Genomic DNA, 17,479 nt, shown 5'->3' with positions numbered 1-17,479 from the left:
GGTCCGTCAATGTTCGTCTTCCTGCGTCGGATTGCCGGCATCGTCCCGACATTGTTCGGCGTGACGATCGCGACCTTCGTGCTCACCCGCATCCTGCCGGGTGACCCTGCCGTTTTCTTCACGTCGAGCCCCACGGCCGACGCTGCAACCATCCAGGCCGTGCGCGAGAAGCTCGGCCTGCATCTGCCGCTCTGGCAGCAATTCCTGATCTATCTGCGTGATCTGGTGCATGGCGATCTCGGCAATTCGATCACCTCCGGCCAACCGGTGGTCACCGACCTGCTGCAGCGCCTGCCAGCCTCGGCCGAACTGACCCTGCTGGCCTTCGCGCTGGCGGTCGCCATTGCCGTGCCATTGGGGATCGGTGCGTCCCTCAAGCCGGGATCAGCCATTGATCACGCCTGCCGGCTGGTCAGCACGGCCGGCGTGTCGCTGCCGACCTTCGTCACCGGTCTGCTGCTGATCTACATCTTCTACTATCTAGCGGGGCTTGCGCCCGAGCCGATGGGTCGGCTCGACCCCTTCGCCACCGTGCCGCCGCGCATCACCGGCTTCCTGCTGGTCGATGCGCTCGCCGCCCGCGATGGCTCGACCTTCATGGCGGCGCTGTCGCAGCTGATCCTGCCGGCAGCCACCATGGCGATCTTCGCGATTGCGCCGCTGGCACGCATGACGCGCGCCGCGATGCTCGGCACCTTGAGCAGCGACTTCATCCGCACCGCGCGCGCCAATGGCCTGCGCTGGCACACCGTCGTCATGTCCTATGCGCTGCGCAACGCGCTCCTGCCGATCATCACCACGCTCGGCATGGTGTTTTCCTACATGCTGAGCGCCAATGTGCTGGTGGAGCGCGTCTTCGCCTGGCCGGGCGTCGGCTCCTATGCGCTCGATGCGCTGATCAATCTCGATTACGCGCCGGTCCAGGGCTTCATGCTGGTCATGGCCGCGATCTTCGTGCTGGTGAACCTTCTGGTCGATCTCGCCTATTCCGTGGTCGACCCGCGCGCGGGGCTCTCGTCCCATGAATGAGCGGCTGGCGCTGGCGCGCTACATCCTGGCCGAGAACCCCCTGAACCTCGTGGCGCTGGTGCTGTTCCTGGCGCTACTCGGCTGTGCCATCTTCGGCCCGTCGATCGTTCCCTATGACCCGATCGCCACCCAGACATCGGTGGCGCTGCAGCCGCCGTCGCTCGCCCACTGGTTCGGCACTGACCAACTCGGCCGCGACGTGTTCTCCCGCGTCGTTGTCGCGACCCGGCTGGATTTCCTGATCGCCTTTTCGGCGGTCATCCTGTCGATGGCGGCGGGCGCGATGATCGGCGCGACGATCGGCTATTTCGGCGGCGGGCTGGATGCCACCGTCAGTCGCGTCGTCGACGTGCTGATGGCCTTCCCGCTCTTCGTGCTCGCCATGGCCATGGTGGCAGCCTTGGGCAATTCGGTGTCGAGCGTTGTCTATGCCACCGCCGTCATCAACCTGCCCTTCTATATCCGCCTTGCGCGCGCCGAGGTCAGCGTGCGCAGGGGGCTCGGCTATGTTGAGGCGGCCCGCGTGGGAGGCTCAGGCCATGGCCGCATCCTCACCGCCATCCTCATACCGAACGTGTTGCCATCGCTGGTGGTCCAGGCCTCGCTCAATCTCGGCTGGGCCGTGCTCAATGCCGCCGGCTTGTCGTTCATCGGGCTTGGCGTGCGGGCGCCGACGCCGGAATGGGGCATCATGGTGGCCGAGGGCGCGCAATTCATCGTCTCGGGACGCTGGTGGCTGGCGCTGTTTCCGGGGCTGGCGCTGATGCTGGCCGTCTTTTCGTTCAATCTTCTCGGCGACGGGTTGCGCGACATTGTCGACCCGCGGAGCCGGACGTGACTGAGACAGTGCAGCCCTTGCTGGAGGTCGATGACCTCTCGGTCTCGTTCCGCACGCGGAGCGGCGTGGTGCATGCCCTCGAGCATGTCTCGTTCCGCGTCCAGCCGCGCGAGATGATCGGCATTGTCGGCGAGAGCGGTTCGGGAAAGTCAGTGACCGCCTTCGCGCTGATGGGGCTGCTGGACGCCGCAGCGCGCGTGACATCCGGGCGGGCCATGTTCGCCGGCCAGGACCTCCTGACACTCAAGACAGCCGAACTCGACGAATTGCGCGGCCGCGACCTGTCGATCGTGTTCCAGAACCCACGCACCGCGCTCAATCCGATCCGCGCCGTCGGCACGCAGATCGCCGATGTCATTGCCCGTCATGATCCAGGCCCCGCAACGCAGATCCGCGAGCGGACGCTGGCCGCGCTGCGCGAGGTGCGCATTCCCGACCCCGAGCGGCGCGCGCGGGCCTTCCCCTACGAACTCTCCGGCGGCATGTGCCAGCGCGTCGGCATCGCCATGGCGCTCGCCTGCCGGCCGAAGCTGCTGATCGCCGACGAACCGACGACCGGGCTCGACGTGACCACCCAGGCGGTGGTGATGGACCTGTTCCGCGATGCGGTGAAGGCGGAGGGCGCGAGCGCCATCCTGATCACCCACGATCTGGCTCTGGCATCGGAATATTGCGACCGGATCGTCGTGATGCATGCCGGCCACGTGGTGGAGACGGCGCCGGTCAGCTCGCTGTTCAGTGCGCCGCGCCATCCCTACACGGCCAAGCTGCTGGCAAGCGTGCCGTCGGCTGTCGAGAGCATCGATCAGTTGCAGCCGATCGAGGGCTCGCTGCCGGATCTTCGCCGGCTCCATCTGCCCGCCTGCCGCTTCGCCGAGCGCTGTGAACGGCGCAGCGCCGTCTGCGACCCGGCGCCTCTCACGCTCACCCCCTGCGGCCCCGGCCACAGCGTTGCCTGCAGGCTGCCGCTATGAAACCGGTGATCGAAGCCACCGGCCTGACCAAGATCTTCCCGATGCGCAGGCAGGCTGGCCTGTTGAAGCGGTTGCTGAACAAGCAGGCTGTCCCGAAACTCTACGCCGTCGACGGCGTCGACCTCGCCATCATGCCGGGCGAGGCGGTAGGCCTGGTCGGCGAATCCGGTTGCGGCAAGTCGACGCTTGCGCGCCTGATCAGCCGCCTGATCCAGCCGGACCGCGGGCAGATCCTGCTGGATGGCGAGCCGATCCACGGCACCAGTCCCAATGCCTTCGCGCGGTCGGCGCTGCGCCGCCGCATCCAGATGGTGTTCCAGGACCCGACCGAAAGCCTCAATCCACGCTTTTCGGTGCGCGATGCCATTGCCGATCCGGCACGCCAGCTGTTCCGCAAGGAAAGCCGCCAGGCGATCGACGAGCGGGTGACGCGCGCGGCAGCGCAGGTCGGCCTGCCGCCCGAGCTGTTCTCGCGCTATCCGCACCAGCTGTCCGGGGGCCAGAAGGCGCGCGTCGGCATTGCGCGGGCCATGGCGGTTGAGCCGAGCCTGCTGGTTCTGGACGAACCGACATCGGCGCTCGATGTCTCCGTGCAGTCGCTGGTCCTGAAGCTGCTCGTACGACTGCGCCGCGAAGAAGGCATCGCGCAGCTGTTCGTCAGCCACGACCTCAACGTGGTGCGCCTGCTCTGCGACCGGATCGTCGTCATGTATCTCGGCCAGATCGTCGAGCAGGGACCGGCGGAAGAGGTGTTCCGCGCGCCTCGCCATCCCTATACGCGCGCCCTGCTCTCGGCCATTCCGCGCCTGCCGGGTGCGCCGAAGCCTCCCGCCGAACGACTGGACGGCGAGCCGCGCAGCCCGATCGATCCGGATCCCGCATCCTGCCGCTTCTACGGACGCTGCCCGCGCCAGACTGGCTTCTGCGCCAGCCATCCGCCGCGTCTCGACGAGATCACGCCGGGGCACCGGGTGCGCTGCCATTTCCCGGTCGATGTCGCAGGTGCCGAAGGGGTGACGTCATGATCCGCACCCATGTCGAGCAAGGCGCGATCCTCGTCATCACGATGGATCGGCCGCCGGCCAATGCCATCGACCAGGTGATGAGCGACGGACTGGATGCGGCGTTCAACCGGTTCGAGGACGATGCCAGCCTGCGCGTGGCGATCGTGACCGGTGCGGGGGACCGCTTCTTCTCGGCGGGCTGGGACCTCAAGGAGGTCGCGGCCGGACGCGATGACGAGGACCAGTTCGGGCGTGGCGGCTATATGGGGCTGACCGAGCGATTCAGCCTGAACAAGCCGGTGATCGCGGCGGTGAATGGCACGGCTGCCGGAGGCGGGTTCGAACTGGCGCTCGCCTGCGATCTCGTCGTTGCGGCGAGTGGCGCGCGCTTCGTTCTGCCGGAGGCGCGAAACGGCATGGTGGCCGAGGGCGGCGGCGTGATCCGCGCGCCACGCATCCTGCCGCCGATGATCGCCATGGAACTGCTGCTGACCGGTCTGCCGCTGACCGCGGAGGACCTGTTCCGCCATGGCTTCGTCAACCGCGTGGTGGCTGCCGATGCCGTGCTGTCGACAGCGTTGGAACTGGCCGCGGCGATCGTGCGCGCGGCTCCCACTTCGGTCGCAGCCACCAAGGAAATCATCCGCGAAACGGGCCATCTGACGATCCGGGAGGCCTATGCCGCGATGCGGACCGGCCCCATGCCGGCCTATCGCCGGATGCGGGCATCGCCGAACCGTGTCGAGGGCCCGCGCGCCTTCGTCGAGAAGCGCCAACCGGACTGGGAACCGTGACCGGACATAGAGAGCCCTTCATCGCCGACACCGATCCGCGTCCGTTCTGGCCGAAGGGCTTGCGCCGCGGCCTCAGGCCCCTGCCCCAGTCCATGTGCGAGGCACTGCGCCGCTCCGCCGCCCGCGTGCCCGACCGCACAGCGATCGTGTTCTATGGCGCCGAGATCAGCTATCGCGATCTGCTTTCGAGGGTCGAGACGCTGGCCGCCTGGCTGCAGCATGAGGCGGGCCTCGCCTTCGGCGACCGGGTTCTGCTCGACATGCAGAACTCGCCGCACTTCATCATCGCCTATCAGGCGATCCTGCGTGCTGGCGGTGTCGTCGTGCCGGTCAATCCGATGAACCTCGCCGACGAGCTCGCCTATCTCGCCGAAGACAGCGGCGCGAAGATCGCGCTGATCGGGGCGGAGCTCATTGCGCGGTTCAAGACATTGTCCGCGAACGGGCTCAGGATCGTGGTTGCCGCCTATGGTGAGGATATTCCCGTCCCCGCGCCGTTCACGCTGCCGGCCGTGATCGCAGAATGCGTTCTGCCCGCCGAATTGCCCCCCGGATTCGTCAGTTGGGCTGCAGCGATGAGCGAAACCCGGCCGCCCCGGCCCGATACGGCCGGATGGAACGATCTCTGCGTCATGCCCTACACGTCCGGCACGACCGGCAAGCCAAAAGCGTGCATGCATCCCCACGCGAGCGCGGTGTTCACCGCCGTCGCACAGGCCGAATGGTATGGCTTCGGCGAGGACAGCGTGCTCACCGCCTTCATGCCGATGTTCCATGTCGCCGGCATGCAGTTCTCGATGAATGGCGGGCTGTCGGCCGGCGCGACCCTCATCGTCATGTGCCGCTGGGACCGCGACCTGATCGGGCCACTGTTCCGTCGCTATCACGTCACCGGCTGGAGCGCTGCTCCCACCATGGTGGTCGACGTGCTGGCAGCCAGCAGTTTTGAACCCAGCGATTTCAAGCATTTGCGGACGCTGACCGGCGGCGGCGCGACCATGCCGGCGGCCGTCGTCGAGGAATTGCAGCAGCGCTATGGGCTGACCTTCGTGGAGGGCTACGGCCTCAGCGAGAGCCTGTCGGCGACCCATATCAACCCGCCGGACCGGGCGAAGCCCCAGTGTCTCGGCATCCCCATCCACGAGACGATCTCCAAGGTCATCGACCCGGAAACGCTGGACAATGTCCCCGATGGCACGGTGGGTGAGATCATCATTGCCGGGCCGCAGATCATGCGCGGCTACTGGAACCGGCCCGACGCGGATGCCGGAGTTTTCCTGGAACAGGACGGACATCTCTTTCTGCGCACGGGCGACCTCGGCTACCGGGACGAGGACGGCTATTATTTCCTCGTTGACCGCCTGAAGCGGATGATCAGCGTCAGCGGTTTCAAGGTGTGGCCGGCCGAGTGCGAGGCCATGCTCTATCGCCATCCCGCGATCCAGGAATGCTGCGTCATCGCGGCACCGGATTCCCATAGCGGCGAACTGGTCAAGGCCTTCGTGGTGCTGAAAGCCGGGCAGTCACTGACAGCGGCAGAGCTGATCCAGTGGGCGCGCGGCATCATGGCGGCCTACAAGGCGCCGCGGCAGGTGGAGTTCGTCAGCGCCCTGCCGCGTTCGGGCTCCAACAAGATCGACTGGCGCAAGCTCCAGGACCAGGAGCGCGCGGCGGTCGCGGGAGGCACGGCATGACGGAGCAGATCTGGTTCGAGGACTTCGTGCCCGGTACCGTGCTGAGGAGCCCCGAGCGGCTGATCACGCTCGATGACATCGACCGCTATGCCGACCTCACCGGCGAGCGCCATCCCGTCCACATGGACGAGGCCTTTGCGAAGCGCGCCGGCTTTCCCGGCCGCATCGCCCACGGGCTGTTCGGCCTCGCCCTGATCGAGGGGCTCAAGGCCGAGATCGGCTGTTTCGAGGAGAGCGTGGTGGCGTCGCTCGGTTGGGACAAGGTGCGGTTCCATGCGCCGCTGGCGCCAGGAGACCTTGTTCATCTGGAACTGGAATTGGTCGACAAGCGGCCAAGCTCCAAGCCCGGACGCGGCATAGCTACCGAGCGCGGCGTGCTGGTGCGCAGCGATGGCACCAAGATCACCTCCGGCGACCATGTAATCGTGCTGCTGAACCGGCCGGAGTGAGGCCACTGCGGCCACAGGGCCCCTGCGTGAGAGAGCCGGTTCTCTCCTGACCTCATCCTGAGGTGCACGTGAGGCGTCAGCCGAACGTGTCTCGAAGGACGCCTTTCCGCCGGCGGAGAGCAATGGTCCTTCGAGCTCGGCTTCGCCTCGCACCTCAGGATGAGGTCAGGATGGAGTGCGAGAAAGCTAGGCGAAGACGTCTCACCTCACGTGCGTCATGCCCGCCCTTGGTGCGCGGGCATCCACGCCTTCTGAAAGACCACCGCCGAAGCCCAAGACGTGGATGGCCGGGACAAGCCCGGCCATGACGGAAAGAGGCGTTCACACGCTGCGGGCATCGACGAGGATCGGATCGAAGGCAGGCAGGCCGAATGAGCGACCTGGCAGCGGTCGCCCGTCAGCCCGTCTCCTCAGAACGCCACCTTGTCCTTGCCCTTCAGCCCGAGCATCGCGCGCGCCTCGTCGGGGCTTGCGACCTCCAGGCTCAGGTCCTCGATGATCTTGCGGATCATCGTCACCTGCTCGGCATTGGAGGTGGCGAGCCGGCCCGGCCCGGCATAGAGGCTGTCCTCCAGGCCGACACGCACATTGCCGCCCATCGAGGCCGACATGGTGCAGCGGGGAATCTGGTTGCGGCCGCCGGCCAGAACCGACCAGCGATATTGATCGCCGAACAGCTTGTCGGCGGTCTTCTTCATGAACATCAGGTTCTCGGGGTCGGCGCCGATGCCGCCGAGCGTCCCGATGATCAGCTGCACGAACATGGGCAGCTTGACGAGGCCGCGATCCACCATGTGAGCGAGATTGTAGAGGTGGCCGACGTCATAGCACTCGAACTCGAAGCGGGTGCCCTTGTCGCCGAGCTTGGTCAGGATCGTCTCGATATCGGCGAAGGTGTTGCGGAAGATCGCGCCACGGCTCGCCTCGAGATAGCCCTCCTCCCAGTCGTGCTTCCACTTGCCCTGGTAGCGCGGGATCATCGTGTAGGTGCCGAAGTTCATCGAGCCCATATTGCACGAGCAGAGTTCCGGCTCGGCGGCGAGCGGCGGGGCCAGGCGCTCCTCGATCGACATGTAGGTGGAACCGCCGGTCGTCATGTTGAGGACGGCGTCGGTGCGGCCCTTCAGCGACTTCAGGATGTGGAACCAGGTGTCGAGATCGCCGGTCGGGCGGTTGGTCTTGGCGTCGCGCGCATGGAGATGGAGGATGGCAGCACCCGCCTCCGCCGCACCCGCCGCCTGCTCGATGATCGCGTCGGGCGTCACCGGCAGATATTCCGACATGGTCGGGGTATGGGTCGCGCCGGTGATGGCGCAGGTGATGATGACTTTCGGTGATTTCGCCATGGTTGCCCGCCTTATTCGGTATATTCGAGGCCGCCGCAGATGCTGAGCACCTGGCCGGTAATGGCGCGACCGGTCGGCGCGCAAAGGAACTTGACGAGCTCGGCGATCTCTTCTGGATCGACCATGGTCTTGAGCGACACCGCCTTCAGCGCCAGCGCCTCCATCTCCTCGTAGGTGATGCCGCGGGTCTTGGCCCGGTCGGTGAAGACGCGCTGGATGCGATCGCCGCTGACCACGCCCGGCGCGATAGCATTGACGCGGATCTTGTGCGGCCCGAGCTCGACCGACAGGCCGCGCGCGAATGAGATGACGGCCGCCTTGGAGCTGGCATAGGGCGAGCGGAGCGGGAAGGCATATTTGCCGGCAACGGAGGCCATGCAGACGATGACGCCTTCGCCGTTCTTCTTCAGATGCGGCACGGCGGCACGGGCCACGAAGAACTGGCCGTTGACGTTGATCGCCATGGTGCGCAGCCAATCCTCGGTCGAGATTTCCTCGACGGGCGCGGCAGGACCGGCAATGCCGGCATTGTTGATGAGGAAGTCGAGACCGCCCATGCCGGCCACGGCCTCGGCGACGAAGCTATCAACGGCTGCCGGATCGGCGACGTCGCAGACAACGGCGCCGATACCCGGCAGCTTCGCCTTGGCCTCAGCCAGCTTGTCGGCGGCGACATCGCAGATCCAGACCTTGACGCCCTCCTTGTGGAGCGCCTCGGCAATGGACAGGCCGATGCCGGCGGCGCCCGCCGTGACGATGGCGCGCTTTCCCGCCCAATAGGTCTTCTCGGTCATCAAGACACTCCTGATGGGCGGAAGGACCGCCCGATGCTCTGCTTGCCGGGTTCTGGCTCCGGCGGGTTGATGAGGGCCGATGTCATGGGCGCGGAGCCTCGATGACCGGCGGTGTGAAGGCGCCGACCGGCGGCAGTTCGCCGGCAAAGCGCTCGATCTCCACCAGCGTGCTGTGGGCGATCGGCCCCTGGGCCAGGCGCGAGGTGCCGATATCCAGCGTCAGCACGTTGGGGTTGCCGTGGCGGTCGAGCGGCCGGTCGTCGGTCGCGGGGTCTGGATCGGACCAGGCGCCGGTCGATAGCTGGACGACACCGGGCGAGACGGTCTCTGTGATGATGACGCCGGCGAGGCAGGCGCCGCGATCGTTGAACAGGCGCACCACATCGCCCGCGACAATGCCGCGCGCCGCCGCATCGACGGGATGGATCGAGACGGGCTCGCGGCAGCTGATCTTGGAGGCGCGGCTCACCGCGCCGTTGTCATACTGGCTGTGCAGCCGGGTCGTCGGCTGGTTCGAGATCAGGTGCAGCGGGAAGCGCGCGGTCTCCGGGCTGCCGAGCCATTCCGCCGGTTCCAGCCAGACCGGATGTCCCGGACAATCGGCATAGGCAAAGCTGGCAATCCGCTCCGAATAGATCTCGATCCGGCCCGACGGCGTGGCGAGGGGCTGCCCCAAAGGGTCTTCGCGGAACGACTGGAACAGGCTGCGGTACTCGGTCGGCGGCGGTAGCCGGACGTGGCCCATCTCCCAGAACGTTTCGAAATCGGGCAGCGACAGGTCGTTGGCGGCCGCGCGCTGGCGCGACAGGGCGTAGAGGTGGCGCACCCAGCCCATCTCGTCGAGGCCGTCGGTGAAGGTCTGGCCATAGCCGAGACGGCCGGCGATATCGGCGAGAATGGTGTAGTCGCTGCGCGCCTCGCCGACCGGTTCGACCGCCTGGCGCATGGCGAAGAGATGCGCCTCGCCACGGGCGATGCCGAGGTCATTGCGCTCGAAGGAGGTGGTACAGGGCAGGACGATGTCGGCGTTTTTCGCCAGCGCGTTCCACCAGGGCTCGTGGACGATCACCGTCTCGGGCCGGCGCCAGGCCTGCATCAGCTTGTTCACGTCCTGCTGGTGATGGAACGGGTTGCCGCCAAGCCAATAGATCAGCCGGATATCGGGATAGGTGTATTCCTTCCCGTCATAGTCGAATGGCGCGCCGGGATTGAGCAGCATGTCGGCGACGCGGGCGACGGGAATGAAGGAATCGATCGGGTTCTCGCCCTGCGGCAGCGCCGGCCAGGAGAAGCCGTGGGGTGAGGTGCCGATGCGGTTGCTGCCGCCATAGCCGAAGCCGAAACCGCCGCCGGGAAGACCGATCTGGCCGAGCATGCAGGCCAGCGTTATGGCCATCCAGAGCGGCTGCTCGCCGTGGTCGGCGCGCTGAAGCGCCCAGGCGACCGCGATCATCGTGCGGCTCTTCGCCATTCGGCGGGCCAGCGTGCGGATGGTCTCGGGCGGGAGGCCGGTGATGGCGGCGGCCCAGTCCGCATTCTTGGGCTGACCGTCGGTCTCACCCATGAGGTAGGGCAGGAAACGGTCGAAGCCTGTCGTGTAGCGGTCGAGGAAGGCCCGGTCGTGCAGGCCCTCGGCGACCAGCGTATGGGCAAGGCCCATCATCAGGGCGGTGTCGGTATTGGGCCTCACCGCCAGCCACTCCGCCTGGAGTGCCGGGTCCATGTCGGCGGCGATCGGGCTGATATTGACAAAATCGGTACCAGCCGCGCGCGCCGCCATCAGGCGATCGCGAACATTGTGATGGCCGACGCCACCAGCACTCACCTGGGCGTTCTTGAGCGGCAGCCCGCCAAAGGCGACGAACAGCTCGGTGTGGCCGATGATCAGTTCCCAGGGCGTGTGATTGCCGTCCAGGCTGTCCCGGCTGCCGAGCACATGGGGCAGCAAGACTTCAGCCGCAGCGTAGCTGTGCGTGTTGACCTGATCGGTATAGCCGCCGCCGAGCCTCAGAAACCGGTGGATCTGGCTTAGCGCATGGTGGAAGCGGCCGGCGCTCGCCCAGCCATAGGAGCCGCCGAAGACCGAGGCATGGCCGTGGTCGCGCCTGACGCGGGCGATCTCGTCGGACACCAGCTTGATCGCAATGTCCCATGAGACCGGCGTGAACGTGTCGCGGCCACGCTTCTCCCGCGAGGCCGGGCCGTGGTCGAGATAGGACGTGCGCACCATCGGCTGGGTGATGCGCATGCCGTCGGTGAGCGCGCCGGGGATCGATGCGCCGATGGGCGACGGGTCCCGGTCGGTCTCCAGCGGATCCAGTGCGAGGAGGCGGCCGCCCACGGTCTGCGCCCGGTAGGCGCCCCAATGGGTCAGCATATAGGTGCCGCTCGCGCTCATCCGGTCTGTCCCTCAGGCCTCTCTGACGATGGCGAGGCCGTTGTCGAGCACGATGGCGCCGCGTTCGACGGCCACAGCGCGAAATCCGATCCGGTCGCCGTCGATCCAGAACGAGAAGCCCAGCGTCTCGCCGGGATAGAGCGGGCCGGCGAAGCGGGCTGCGAAACGGCCGAGCCGGGCGGGATCAAGGGCGCAGAAGCGACGCAGCACGGTCGCGCAGGCAATGCCGAAGGTGCAGGCGCCATGGAGGATCGGCCGGTCGAAGCTGCTGGCCCTGGCGATCGCCGGATCGGCATGGAGCGGATTGCGGTCGCCGAGCAGGCGGAACAGCAGCGCCTGCTCGAGGCGGGTTTCGACCACGACGCTGTCGTCGGCCGTGCGGTCCGGCAGGCGTTCGGAGGGAATGTCGCGGCCAACCGAGCCGCCGAAGCCGCCACCGCCGCGCACGAACAGGCTAGAAAGCACCGTGCAGGCGGCAGCACCATTCTGGCTCAGGATGGTCTCCTGATGAACCAGTCCGCCCTTGCCGGCGCCCTTGTCGGAGAGCCCGGCGATCCTGAAGGCGACATCAACGGCGCCCGCCGGCGCGAAGGGCTGTTCGAACGCAATATCAAGCGCGCCATGAACGACATGGGCGAGGTCGATACCCGCATCGGCGAGCCAGCTGTCGTCAAAGGCGAGAACGGTTGCGAAGCTCGGCACGACGGCGAGGCCGTCTTCGTAGACGAAGCGAAGATCGCTATCGCCACCCGTTCGCCCGAGGCCGACGGCCAGCGCATAAAGCATCGCTTCGCGGTCGCCGTAGGCAACGGAGCGCGGTAGCATGTCGATGGAAAGGAGGCGCTGAGCGTCGAGAGGCACGATGAATCCGGCTGCTGGTCATCTCACGTCTACGAGGATGCAATGGCCCTTCCATTTTTGCAACGCCGTCTCACATATTAAAACGCAACGCTGATGTCTTGCTGCGAAAGGGTCAGTCTGGAGGCCGTTTTGCTCGCTTTCGCCTCCTCCCGGAGACGGCCCGTCCAAACCGTTTCGTCGCGTTGACAGCTTTTGGGCGATAGCTCATATGTCGAAACGACGTTTTCAGAATTGAAACGGCAGTGCGATCTTGCATCGCCCGCCAGAATTGACCGCCACCGGATGGTTTCGCCATGAGTCTTGCGATGACGGACGAGCAGAAGATGATCGCCGAGGGCGTGCGCGGCTTCGTCGAGAAGGAGCTGCAGCCGCACGAGGACCTCGTCGAGAAGCTGGATGCGGTGCCCGACGACCTGTTCCGCGAGCTGCAGGACAAGGCGATCGCCGCCGGCTATTACGCGCTGAACATGCCGGAGGAATATGGCGGCGGCGGGCTTGGCGCGAGCCAGCGCTGCATCGCCGAGATCGAGTTCGGCCGCACGTCGCGCGCACTCGCCATGGCCTGCAATCGCCCTGCTCCGATCCTGAAGGCCTGCGAGGGCGACCAGATCGAGACCTATCTCAAGCCGACGATCCGCGGCGAGCGCTGGGAGTGCTTTGCATTGACCGAGCCGGGCGCCGGCTCCGACGCCCGCGCCATCACCACCAAGGCAGAGCGGCGCGGCGATGATTTCATCGTCAACGGCACCAAGCAGTTCATCACCATGGCGATGCGGGCGGATTTCATCATCCTGTTCGCGGTGACCGGCATGGCGGAAACGCCGCGCGGACCGCAGAAGCGGATCACCGCGCTCTTGGTCGACAAGGCGACGCCCGGCATCACGGTCACGCCGCTCGACGTGCTGTCGAACCGCGGCATGAAGAGCTGCATCATCTCGTTCGAGGACGTGCGCGTGCCGGCGCGCAACATCCTTGGACAGGAAGGCGGTGGCTTCGCCATCGCCAAGAGCTGGATCTTTTCCGGCCGCGTGATGCTCGCCGGCAATTGCGTCGGCCTCGCCGAGCGGGCCATGGGCATTGCCGCCCAATGGGCCAATACCCGCAAGGCCTTCGGCCAGACCATCGGGCAATATCAGGGCACGGCCTTCAAGCTCGCCGACATGGCGACCGAGATCCACGCGACCCGCCTGATGGTTCTGGATGCCGCCGCCAAGATGGATGCCGGCATCATCACCCAGCGTGAGGCCTCGCAGGTCAACCTGTTCGGCTCGGAAATGGTCGGCCGCGTGACGGACAACGCGCTTCAGATCCTCGGCGGCATGGGTGTCACCAAGGACATGCCGCTGGAGCGGTTCTGGCGCGATGCCCGCGTCGAGCGCATCTGGGAAGGTACTTCCGAAATCCACCGCGACATCATCTCGAAGGATGTGCTGCGGGAGTTCCACGCATGAGCGCCCAGCCGTCGCGGGTCCGGATCGAGGCGAAGGGACCGGTCCTCGAGATCACCTTCGACCACCCGCCGGCCCATGCCTTCAACGAACAGGCAAGCCAGGATCTCGACGCGGCGCTCACCCGCCTGAACGACACGCCGGAACTGCGCTGCGCCATCGTCACCGCCACCGGCGACCGGATGTTCTCGGCAGGCTGGGACCTGAAGGCGGTGGCCGCCGGCGAGACCTCGGAGAATTTCGGGCCCAACGGCTTCATGGGCCTGAAGCGCACCGATCTCATCAAGCCGGTGATCGCGGCGGTGAACGGATTGGCGGTCGGCGGGGGCTTCGAGTTCTCGCTGATGGCGACGCTGGTCATCTGCGCGCCGCATGTCGAATTCGCCCTGCCGGAGCTGCAGCGCGGCTTCATTCCGGAAGCCGGCGGCCTGTGGCGCGCGCATCGCCGCCTGCCGGTCAATATCGCCTCCGAACTGCTGCTCACCGGGCGCCGGCTCTCAGCCGAGGAAGGCCTGCGTCTCGGCTTCGTCAATCGGATTGTGCCGCGCGACCAGCTGATGGATGAGGCCCGCGCCATTGCCGCGCAGATCGTCTCGTGCGCTCCGCTCGCCGTCGAGGCGCTGCTGGAGATTACCCGCGAGGTGGAGGCGCTCTCCGATGCCGAGGCCTTCGCGGTGCTGAAGCGGGGTCTGCCCGCCCATAAGCGCATGCGCGCCTCCGACGATTTTCTGGAAGGCCCGCGCGCCTTCGCCGAGAAAAGACCGCCGCGCTGGACCGGCAAATGATGATGCGAGATGGACGCGAGGGTTCGACATGGACTTTGAGCTGAATGACAACCAGCGCGCCATGCGCGACGCGCTCCGCCAGTTCCTGACGCGCGAATGCCCGATCGAATATGTCCGCGAATGCGACGAGCAGGAGCGCTTTCCGGTCGAGCTGTTCGACAAGCTGGCCAAGCAGGGCTGGCTCGGCCTGCCGATATCGGAAGAATATGGCGGCACCGGCGGCTCGTGCACCGATATCGCGGTGTTCCTCGAGGAATTCGCCTGGCACTTCGAGGCCGGTGCCAATTGCTACTACACGTCCGTCATCATCGCCGCCGACGCGATCGCCCATTTCGGCACCGAGGAGCAGAAGAAGACGCTCCTGCCGAAGATCGCGCGCGGCGAGATCCGCTTCGCCTTCTCGCTGTCGGAACCCAATTCCGGGTCGGATGCGGCATCCCTCAAGACCCGCGCGGTGCTGGAGGGCAATGAATGGGTGATCAACGGGCAGAAGATGTTCTGCTCCTGCGCCCAGGTCGCCGACTACATCCTGCTGATGGCCCGTTCCGACGTGGACGCGCCGAAGCATGACGGCATCACCATGTTCCTGCTCGATCCGAAAACGCCCGGCGTCGAAATCCGGCGGCTGAAGAAGCTCGGCCTGAAGCCGATGGATCTCAACGAGATCTTCCTCACCGACGTCCGCATCCCGAAGGACAGCCTGATCGGCGAGGTCAACCGCGGCTGGCGCAACGTGCTGAAGACGCTCGACTACGAGCGCTGCTGCCTCTCGGCGGTCAATGTGGGGGCGGCGCAGTCCTGCCTCGACAAGTCGCTGACCTATACCAAGGAGCGCCAGCAGTTCGGCCAGCGGATCGCCGATTTCCAGCTGACCCGCGCCAAGCTCGCCGACATGGAGATGGAGATCGATGCGGCGCGCCTGCTGCTCTATCGCAGCGCCAATCTGGTCGACCGCCACATCCCCAATAACAAGCAGAGCGCGATCGCCAATCTGGCCTCGTCCGAGACCTATATGCGGGCGGCCCTCAACGGCATGCGCATGATGGGCGGCTGGGGCTATCTGATGGAATTCGACATGCAGCGGCACTACCGCGATGCCAAGCTCGCCGAGATCGGCGGCGGCACGTCGGAAATCCTGCGTATCGTGATTTCGCGCGAGATGCTGCGGTAGGTGCCGGTCGCGTTCAGGAACATCCGAAACGACCTGAACAGCACTATCCAACGTCATGCCCGCCCTGGTGGCGGGCATCCACGCCTTCGACACTTGAGCGAGCGGAACCAAAGTCGTGGATGCCCGGGACAAGCCCGGGCATGACGAGCGTTGAGGTGGCGCTCGTTAAACGCCGAGGGTCCGAGAACCACGGAGACGGTGATGAACGCTGATCTGGTGATTGCCGGCGGCATGGTGGCGAAGCCGGACGGTGCTGCGCTTGGCGACGTGCTGGTGAAGGACGGCCGCATCCTCGACATCGTGGGCCCCGGCACCGGTCGGGGCACCCGCATCGTCGAGGCGCGCGACCGCATCGTGCTGCCGGGCGGCATCGACCCGCACGTGCATTTCCTCATCTCCTTCATGGGACAGAAGAGCGTCTATGACTTCACGTCCGGCACGGCGGCGGCGCTGCGCGGCGGGGTGACGACCGTCATCGACTTCGCGCTGCAGCGGCGCGGCCGCTCCATGCTCGACGGCCTCGCCTATCGCCGCAAACAGGCCGACGGCAACGTCGCCTGCGACTATGGCCTGCATCTGATCGCAACCGACATCAACGACCAGACGCTGGCCGAGGCGCCGGGCCTGCTGGCGGCGGGTGCCAGCTCGTTCAAGGTCTACATGATCTACGAGTCCGAAGGGCTCGAGGTGAAGGACGGCCCGCTGCTGGAGCTGATGCATGCGGCGGCGAAGACCGGGCAGAACTTCGTGCTGCATGCGGAGAACGCCTCGATCATCGAGCGCGCCATCGCCCGCCATGTCGCGGCGGGAGATTTCGCGCCGCGCTTTCACGCCCTGTCGCGGCCGGCACTCGCCGAGACCGAAGCCGTGTCGCGCGCCATGCTGCTGGCCGATGACGCGGGCGCGCAGATCCACATCTTCCACCTCGCCTCTGGCCCCGCGCTCGACCTGATCGAGGCGGCCCAGGCGAAGGGCCGGAAGGTCAGCGCCGAGACCTGCACCCATTACCTGGCGCTGACCGACGAGGTCTATGACCGGCCCGACGGCCATCTGTTCGTGGCGAGCCCGCCCTTGCGCGACAAGGCGACCCAGGACCGGCTGTGGCGCGGACTTGCCTCGGGTTCGCTTTCCATCGTCACCTCGGACGATGCTTCCTACGACGCCCATGCCAAGGCGCTGGGCAAGGACCGGTTCGACACGATCGCCAATGGCATGCCAGGCGTCGAGGCCCGCCTGCCGGTGCTTTACACGCAGGGCGTTGCTTCCGGCCGCATGACGCTGGAGCGCTTCACTGATGCCTGGGCGGGCAGTGCCGCGCGGCTCTTCGGCCTCGCCCCGGAAAAGGGCGCGATTGCCGCGGGCGCCGATGCCGATCTCGTCATCATCGATCCCCACACGCGCCGGAAGATGACCGTCGACAGCCATTACGGGCCGATCGGCTACAATCCGTTCGACGGCATGGATCTGACGGGATGGCCGGTCATGACCATCCGGCGCGGCGAGATCGCGGTGGAGAATGACCGCTTCCTCGGCAAGGCCGGCGACGGGCGCTATCTCCATCGCAAGCCGGTGGCTGTGGGCTGACGATTGAGGCGCGGCGCTCGGTCGAGCAATCGCTTCGGAGCACACCCTCCCCGCGAGGACATCCGTCATCCCCGGCGAGACGCGCAGCGTCGAGGGAAGGGGATCCAGGGGCCGCCCGGTGCGGGCCATCCCCGAGTTGGAGAGATTTGCGCCAGCGACTCCTGGACCCCCTTCCCTCGCTTCGCTCGCCGGGGGTGACGTCGGGGCTGCCTGGTCAAGAGCGGGCTCAAACGATACCGGACAGGAGCAACGCACTGATTTTGCCGCACCGCAACAACTGGCTCACGTCTTTGCCCTTGAACTGGCACTT

Annotated in this window: 15 protein-coding genes; 11 read left to right on the top strand and 4 right to left on the bottom strand. The window is 66.4% G+C overall.

What is annotated here, in order from left to right:
• Nucleotides 1–9 precede the first annotated feature (9 nt).
• The 7 genes from E8L99_RS09310 to E8L99_RS09280 are packed head-to-tail and all read left to right on the top strand — an operon-like array spanning nucleotide 10 to nucleotide 6,782.
• Nucleotides 10–1,029: an ABC transporter permease gene (locus E8L99_RS09310; RefSeq protein WP_137099274.1), complete on the top strand. Its 1,020-nt coding sequence runs from the start codon at nucleotides 10–12 to the stop codon at nucleotides 1,027–1,029.
• Nucleotides 1,022–1,867 carry an ABC transporter permease gene (locus tag E8L99_RS09305; protein ID WP_137099273.1) on the top strand — a complete coding sequence of 282 codons (846 nt, stop codon included), beginning with the start codon at nucleotides 1,022–1,024 and terminating at the stop codon, nucleotides 1,865–1,867. Before E8L99_RS09310 ends, E8L99_RS09305 begins: the two co-directional genes overlap by 8 nt.
• Nucleotides 1,864–2,841 carry an ABC transporter ATP-binding protein gene (locus E8L99_RS09300; RefSeq protein WP_252511307.1) on the top strand — a complete coding sequence of 326 codons (978 nt, stop codon included), beginning with the start codon at nucleotides 1,864–1,866 and terminating at the stop codon, nucleotides 2,839–2,841. The genes E8L99_RS09305 and E8L99_RS09300 overlap by 4 nt, the downstream gene beginning before the upstream one ends.
• Nucleotides 2,838–3,866, top strand: coding sequence for an oligopeptide/dipeptide ABC transporter ATP-binding protein (locus tag E8L99_RS09295; RefSeq protein WP_137099272.1), 1,029 nt, complete (start codon nucleotides 2,838–2,840; stop codon nucleotides 3,864–3,866). Before E8L99_RS09300 ends, E8L99_RS09295 begins: the two co-directional genes overlap by 4 nt.
• Nucleotides 3,863–4,639 carry an enoyl-CoA hydratase-related protein gene (locus E8L99_RS09290; RefSeq protein WP_137099271.1) on the top strand — a complete coding sequence of 259 codons (777 nt, stop codon included), beginning with the start codon at nucleotides 3,863–3,865 and terminating at the stop codon, nucleotides 4,637–4,639. Before E8L99_RS09295 ends, E8L99_RS09290 begins: the two co-directional genes overlap by 4 nt.
• Nucleotides 4,636–6,333 (top strand): long-chain-fatty-acid--CoA ligase, encoded by a 1,698-nt coding sequence (locus E8L99_RS09285; RefSeq protein WP_215907064.1) that lies wholly within the window; start codon nucleotides 4,636–4,638, stop codon nucleotides 6,331–6,333. Before E8L99_RS09290 ends, E8L99_RS09285 begins: the two co-directional genes overlap by 4 nt.
• Nucleotides 6,330–6,782, top strand: a complete 453-nt coding sequence (locus tag E8L99_RS09280; protein WP_137099270.1) for a MaoC family dehydratase — start codon at nucleotides 6,330–6,332, stop codon at nucleotides 6,780–6,782. The genes E8L99_RS09285 and E8L99_RS09280 overlap by 4 nt, the downstream gene beginning before the upstream one ends.
• A gap of 410 nt (nucleotides 6,783–7,192) precedes the next feature.
• Here the strand turns inward: E8L99_RS09280 and E8L99_RS09275 are convergent, their stop codons facing one another.
• The 4 genes from E8L99_RS09275 to E8L99_RS09260 all read right to left on the bottom strand — a co-directional run bounded on the left by E8L99_RS09275 (nucleotide 7,193) and on the right by E8L99_RS09260 (nucleotide 12,181).
• A complete protein-coding gene (locus tag E8L99_RS09275; protein ID WP_137099269.1) occupies nucleotides 7,193–8,128 on the bottom strand; it encodes a BKACE family enzyme in 936 nt (311 codons plus the stop codon).
• A gap of 11 nt (nucleotides 8,129–8,139) precedes the next feature.
• Nucleotides 8,140–8,922, bottom strand: a complete 783-nt coding sequence (locus tag E8L99_RS09270; protein WP_137099268.1) for an SDR family oxidoreductase — start codon at nucleotides 8,920–8,922, stop codon at nucleotides 8,140–8,142.
• Between the two features lie 82 nt (nucleotides 8,923–9,004).
• Nucleotides 9,005–11,320, bottom strand: a complete 2,316-nt coding sequence (locus tag E8L99_RS09265; protein ID WP_252511306.1) for a molybdopterin-dependent oxidoreductase — start codon at nucleotides 11,318–11,320, stop codon at nucleotides 9,005–9,007.
• Nucleotides 11,321–11,332: 12 nt separating this feature from the next.
• The gene (locus E8L99_RS09260; protein WP_137099267.1) at nucleotides 11,333–12,181 is read right to left on the bottom strand and encodes a MaoC family dehydratase; all 849 of its coding nucleotides are present in this window, start codon (nucleotides 12,179–12,181) and stop codon (nucleotides 11,333–11,335) included.
• Between the two features lie 293 nt (nucleotides 12,182–12,474).
• On the opposite strand from E8L99_RS09260, the gene E8L99_RS09255 reads away from it, so the two are divergent.
• From E8L99_RS09255 to hydA, 4 genes are all read left to right on the top strand, one after another.
• A complete protein-coding gene (locus E8L99_RS09255) occupies nucleotides 12,475–13,632 on the top strand; it encodes an acyl-CoA dehydrogenase family protein (RefSeq protein WP_137099266.1) in 1,158 nt (385 codons plus the stop codon).
• Nucleotides 13,629–14,414 carry an enoyl-CoA hydratase-related protein gene (locus tag E8L99_RS09250; protein WP_137099265.1) on the top strand — a complete coding sequence of 262 codons (786 nt, stop codon included), beginning with the start codon at nucleotides 13,629–13,631 and terminating at the stop codon, nucleotides 14,412–14,414. Before E8L99_RS09255 ends, E8L99_RS09250 begins: the two co-directional genes overlap by 4 nt.
• 28 nt (nucleotides 14,415–14,442) lie before the next feature.
• Entirely contained in the window at nucleotides 14,443–15,585 is a 1,143-nt protein-coding gene (locus tag E8L99_RS09245) for an acyl-CoA dehydrogenase family protein (protein WP_137099264.1), read from the top strand.
• A 201-nt stretch (nucleotides 15,586–15,786) separates the two neighbouring features.
• On the top strand, nucleotides 15,787–17,169 hold the full coding sequence (hydA, locus tag E8L99_RS09240) for a dihydropyrimidinase (RefSeq protein ID WP_137099263.1): 1,383 nt from the start codon (nucleotides 15,787–15,789) through the stop codon (nucleotides 17,167–17,169).
• The last annotated feature ends 310 nt before the right edge of the window (nucleotides 17,170–17,479 follow it).

This window comes from Phreatobacter aquaticus (assembly GCF_005160265.1).
GTDB lineage: Bacteria > Pseudomonadota > Alphaproteobacteria > Rhizobiales > Phreatobacteraceae > Phreatobacter > Phreatobacter aquaticus.
The sequence above is the reverse complement of the archived record's forward strand: the minus strand, read 5'-3'. Positions and strand labels throughout refer to the sequence as shown.

Bases quoted from the DNA above. Each gene is read 5' to 3' on its own strand.
- E8L99_RS09310 (WP_137099274.1), top strand. From the start codon at position 10: ATGTTCGTCTTCCTGCGTCGGATTGCCGGCATCGTCCCGACATTGTTC.
- E8L99_RS09305 (WP_137099273.1), top strand. From the start codon at position 1,022: ATGAATGAGCGGCTGGCGCTGGCGCGCTACATCCTGGCCGAGAACCCC.
- E8L99_RS09295 (WP_137099272.1), top strand. From the start codon at position 2,838: ATGAAACCGGTGATCGAAGCCACCGGCCTGACCAAGATCTTCCCGATG.
- E8L99_RS09290 (WP_137099271.1), top strand. From the start codon at position 3,863: ATGATCCGCACCCATGTCGAGCAAGGCGCGATCCTCGTCATCACGATG.
- E8L99_RS09280 (WP_137099270.1), top strand. From the start codon at position 6,330: ATGACGGAGCAGATCTGGTTCGAGGACTTCGTGCCCGGTACCGTGCTG.
- E8L99_RS09275 (WP_137099269.1), bottom strand. From the start codon at position 8,128: ATGGCGAAATCACCGAAAGTCATCATCACCTGCGCCATCACCGGCGCG.
- E8L99_RS09270 (WP_137099268.1), bottom strand. From the start codon at position 8,922: ATGACCGAGAAGACCTATTGGGCGGGAAAGCGCGCCATCGTCACGGCG.
- E8L99_RS09265 (WP_252511306.1), bottom strand. From the start codon at position 11,320: ATGAGCGCGAGCGGCACCTATATGCTGACCCATTGGGGCGCCTACCGG.
- E8L99_RS09255 (WP_137099266.1), top strand. From the start codon at position 12,475: ATGAGTCTTGCGATGACGGACGAGCAGAAGATGATCGCCGAGGGCGTG.
- E8L99_RS09250 (WP_137099265.1), top strand. From the start codon at position 13,629: ATGAGCGCCCAGCCGTCGCGGGTCCGGATCGAGGCGAAGGGACCGGTC.
- E8L99_RS09245 (WP_137099264.1), top strand. From the start codon at position 14,443: ATGGACTTTGAGCTGAATGACAACCAGCGCGCCATGCGCGACGCGCTC.
- hydA (WP_137099263.1), top strand. From the start codon at position 15,787: ATGAACGCTGATCTGGTGATTGCCGGCGGCATGGTGGCGAAGCCGGAC.